Annotated in this window: 5 protein-coding genes; 2 read left to right on the top strand and 3 right to left on the bottom strand. The window is 46.4% G+C overall.

What is annotated here, in order from left to right; translation table 11 throughout:
• Nucleotides 1–108 precede the first annotated feature (108 nt).
• The 3 genes from MHN01_RS19205 to MHN01_RS19195 all read right to left on the bottom strand — a co-directional run bounded on the left by MHN01_RS19205 (nucleotide 109) and on the right by MHN01_RS19195 (nucleotide 2,816).
• A complete protein-coding gene (locus tag MHN01_RS19205) occupies nucleotides 109–1,008 on the bottom strand; it encodes a lysine exporter LysO family protein (protein WP_239412819.1) in 900 nt (299 codons plus the stop codon).
• Between the two features lie 180 nt (nucleotides 1,009–1,188).
• Nucleotides 1,189–2,112 carry an HDOD domain-containing protein gene (locus MHN01_RS19200; RefSeq protein WP_239412818.1) on the bottom strand — a complete coding sequence of 308 codons (924 nt, stop codon included), beginning with the start codon at nucleotides 2,110–2,112 and terminating at the stop codon, nucleotides 1,189–1,191.
• A gap of 104 nt (nucleotides 2,113–2,216) precedes the next feature.
• On the bottom strand, nucleotides 2,217–2,816 hold the full coding sequence (locus tag MHN01_RS19195; protein ID WP_239412817.1) for an LON peptidase substrate-binding domain-containing protein: 600 nt from the start codon (nucleotides 2,814–2,816) through the stop codon (nucleotides 2,217–2,219).
• Nucleotides 2,817–3,109: 293 nt separating this feature from the next.
• Between MHN01_RS19195 and MHN01_RS19190 the strand changes: the two genes are divergently transcribed.
• Nucleotides 3,110–3,697 (top strand): TfoX/Sxy family DNA transformation protein, encoded by a 588-nt coding sequence (locus MHN01_RS19190; protein ID WP_370646524.1) that lies wholly within the window; start codon nucleotides 3,110–3,112, stop codon nucleotides 3,695–3,697.
• 97 nt (nucleotides 3,698–3,794) lie between these two features.
• Nucleotides 3,795–3,919 (top strand): LysR family transcriptional regulator (locus MHN01_RS19185; protein WP_239412820.1); only part of this gene is annotated, 125 nt, incomplete at its 3' end.

The raw sequence follows: 3,919 nt of genomic DNA, 5'->3' as shown, positions 1-3,919 counted from the left end.
ACAGAATTTGGTGCAACATCATCCTGACCTATAATCGTCATTGCTTAGATTGAGTAGATCGCGCCGCATTGTAAAATGCGGCTTTTTTTCGTGGCTTCCGGCCGGCTACTACAGCGACAGAAAGAAGAGCATCAGAAACGGCACCAGCAGGCTGAGGATAAACCCGCTAACTATCGCAATAGGGACACAGCGGATCCCGCCACTGTTCTGAATGACAGGCAGGGTGAAGTCCATCGCCGTAGCGCCGGCATAACCTATAGCGGTACTTGGATAGCGGCTGATCATGACCGGGATGAGGCTCAACGCAATGAGTTCCCTGAGCAGCTCGTTGAGAAAGGCGGCACCACCAAAAATTGGTCCCAGTCCGTCTCCCATGAGTATGCCTGCCAATGAATACCAGCCAAAACCTGATGCCATCGCCAGGCCATGGGTCATCGGAATATCAAGGATAGTTGCGGCAATGATCCCGCCGGGCAACGAGGTCAGAACAATGACCAACGCTATGGTGATCCCTTTTTTGTTGAGCAGAATCTGGCGCAAGGTCATTCCGCTATTGCGAAGCTGAATACCGATCAAAAACAGCAGGATCAACAGGATAACTTCGCTCGCTTTATCGACCCACTCGAGATCTATGCCAGTCAACAGGCCGACAACTAGTCCGCCGGCAACAACGAGTACAAGCTTGACCGACTCCATTATCATTTTCAGAAATGGCAACTGGCGGTGATCCTGGCTGGTTTCCGTCGGCCAGATCCTGTCGATCACAGGCAGGGCAAGCAAGTTACAGGCACTGATAGAAATAAAGAAGGTTGCTGTATAGGTAAGAATTTGATTCAGGTTCTGCCCTAGGTTATCTAGCCCCGCGAGACTTAAACCCATGAGCGCAAGGATCACCAAGACAAGGCGGCTGGTTTGTGTGTTGATAAAAGTCAGAACGGAGTCCTTGCCGACCGGTATTAGGTACCCGATCACCAGCGGCAGGAAGATATAGAGCATCCCTGAAAACATGTGAGTCCTTGCGGTGAGTGTTGTCTGCGGGTTTTCAGCATCATGCTGTACCCGAACATTTAGTTAAATCAATAAGCTACCACTTCTCGATGAGTTAAGTAGCTTATCAGTATCACTCAGACAGGGTCAATACAGCATTCAGGCAAAGTAAAGGGCGGGAGCACTTTGCGATGTCGGTGGTTAGAAGCCGCTGTTTTTGATGACATTGCGTATCTGGGAGTTGAACTCAGCGTCAGGCAGATTGGTGAGTTCGTACATCACCTCGGCACCGGCGAGATCCAGCTCCACGTGGTGTTCATCAATAGCATCATCGTTGCTTTTGAACATCAGTAGATGATTAGCCATACGGGCTATGTCCAGATAGCTGGTTTGCGGACGCTGGCCTCTGTAAGGCAGGGCCGTATTGCTGGCAACTTCCAGGTAATCATCATCAAATCCCCAGTGCTTGAGGATAATGAGGCTGGCTTCCTGGCAGCAGTGTTCGAAGACATATTTAGCAATATCAATATCGAGATAGTTACCGCTGTCCAAGTAGTTCTGATACTCGGAAACCAGACTAAAAAGACCAATATCAGCAAATAGGCCAGCCAATAGAGATTTTTCCTGTTCGACCTCTGCCGGTGTTTCAGGGTGGTTAATGAGCCCCTGAGAAACAAGAGCCATCGTTGCAGCTAGCTGTCTTGAGCGGATTGCACTTTGCATCAGCAGTTCATTGCAGCCGCGGCTGAAGTTGCTATTGCTCTTCAGCTCTTCAATGGCTTGCGCCGTAATAATATCTCTTACTCTCAAGATACCGAGCCTGCTTACTGCAGTTTGGATGTCGTGGCATATAACATTGCGCCGGTTAAACATCATGGTATTGGAGATCTTGACGATGGAGGCGGCCATACCGGGATCATCCAGTAACAAGTCAGCCACGTCGCGGATAGTGGTATCTTCTTCGTTGCACAAGGCATGAAGTTTCACAAGAACATCAGGAATGGGGGGAAGGGTAAGACGGTTTTGCCTGACGGCGTCTTTTACCAAAGAACAGAACTCAGATTCCAGTCCTTTAACGATTTTGTCATTTTCTGGTTTAAGCCAAAAAAAAGATACGTGTGCCATTACAACTACTAACTTGAACTCGAGGGCTTCATTCTATCTTGAGCCGTTGCTGATAGACAGCTGTATAACTTAAAAAAAAATTAAATCGTTACTAAACGTTACACTTATGCAATTTCTGTTGTTGGAAGGTTGTCGTTGTCGAGCAATTTAAGTAGAAACCGCACGGTGAGCTTTATACTTTCCTGGGTAAGCAACAGCTGTTTGTAGTGGACTTCCAGTGGGAGGATTTCGAGCCAGCGCTGGCAGACCCAGGTGAGGTTGTTATAGTCTGGTTTCGGATAAAGGGAGCCAATTTCGGGCATGGTGGCATAAAAGAGTTTCAGTTTTTCTGAAAGGCATAATGTCGAGGCTTCGATAGGGGCTGGTGTCCAGTGTGGGTAGGGTTCAAAATCTGCCAGTAACAAGCCGTCTTTCTCGACTCTTATTGCCAACAAGCGAACGGTTTGAATACCTTCGACCATGACACTGAGTAACCCACCTTCCAGCGCATTAAAGTCAATGATATGAGCCTCGGTGGCAATCGCTGGTATCTTTTTTATCTCGTCGTGTTCTTCCGACTCATTGAGCATACATAGCGCAAAACTTCTTTTGTTTGCAAGAGACTGTTTGACCATCCGAATATATCGTTCTTCTGCAACCGTTATTTCTAGCCTTCCGTTCGGAAGAATGTGGTTGGATGAAGGAAAGAGTGCTATGTCTACCATGATATACCCTCCACTTATTATTAATAACCATAGTCTTTCTGACAAGAATAACGATAGTGCGAAAGCGAATTGCGCTGGTCATTTTGGGAGTTCAGGCGCAAAAATTATGGTCAATTTTTGTCACTTTTTACTTAATTCGCGACGTATAATATGCTGCAAATCTCAAATCTAACTGTTCGTTGTTTCATATGTGGAAATAAATAATCTGATGTGGCATTGTCAATTTGTTGACGCATTTTGATATAAGTTACTTGAAATTAAACGACCATTAACGTTTATCGGGGGAGAAGCTTGTGCGATCGATCAAGGATGACTTATTTAATTATCTTCGCGAATTTGGCCACTATGAAAAACGCTCTATGTTTGGTGGAACGGGTATTTTCATCAAGGGTGCCATGTATGCAATATTGACTGAACAGTCGATGTTTTTACGCGGTGGTGAATCGCTAGATACCAAGCTGACTTCTTTTAACTGTAGTAAGTTCAAACACATAAAACGCAGTACAACAGCTGTGGTTAACTACTATGATGTGACGGAGCTTTATTTGAATGACAGGGCCGAGTGTGACGAACTGGTCAAGCAGTCGATTAAAGTCTCGACAAGAGAGAAAGAGTTCAAGTCTTCAGAGCAGAGCAAGCGCCTGCGCGATTTGCCCAATATGCGTCTGACGCTCGAGCGTATGGTGAAAAAAGCAGGTATTCCGGATGTAAGTAGCTTTATCTCATTGGGAGCGGCAGAAGTCTACCGTAAGGTGCGCACCTCGCACGGCAAAGCTCTTGATCTGAAACTGCTTTGGATGTTTGCCGGGGCAATAGACGGTTGCCACTGGACTTTGCTAAAGGATGAACAGAAAGAACGTTTATTGCGCGAAGTCGAATAAGACGCAATAGATACAAACTGGGTAGTATTGGCCACCATATTTTGGTGGCTTTTTTTGATGTAAGATAGCGGTAACCTTCTGTTTAGTGTAAGCCCCTATGCGACTACCCAAACTCACTGGCCCGGTGCTATCCGGGTTGCATTGTTTTCTGATTGCTGCCGAGCAAATGAGTTTCACCCGGGCTGCAGAAATTTTGTGCCTGACCCAAAGTGCTGTGAGCCA

Origin of the sequence: Photobacterium sp. OFAV2-7 (assembly GCF_022347985.1) — a bacterium.
Taxonomy (GTDB): domain Bacteria; phylum Pseudomonadota; class Gammaproteobacteria; order Enterobacterales; family Vibrionaceae; genus Photobacterium.
This window is presented reverse-complemented; position numbering and strand designations above follow the sequence as displayed.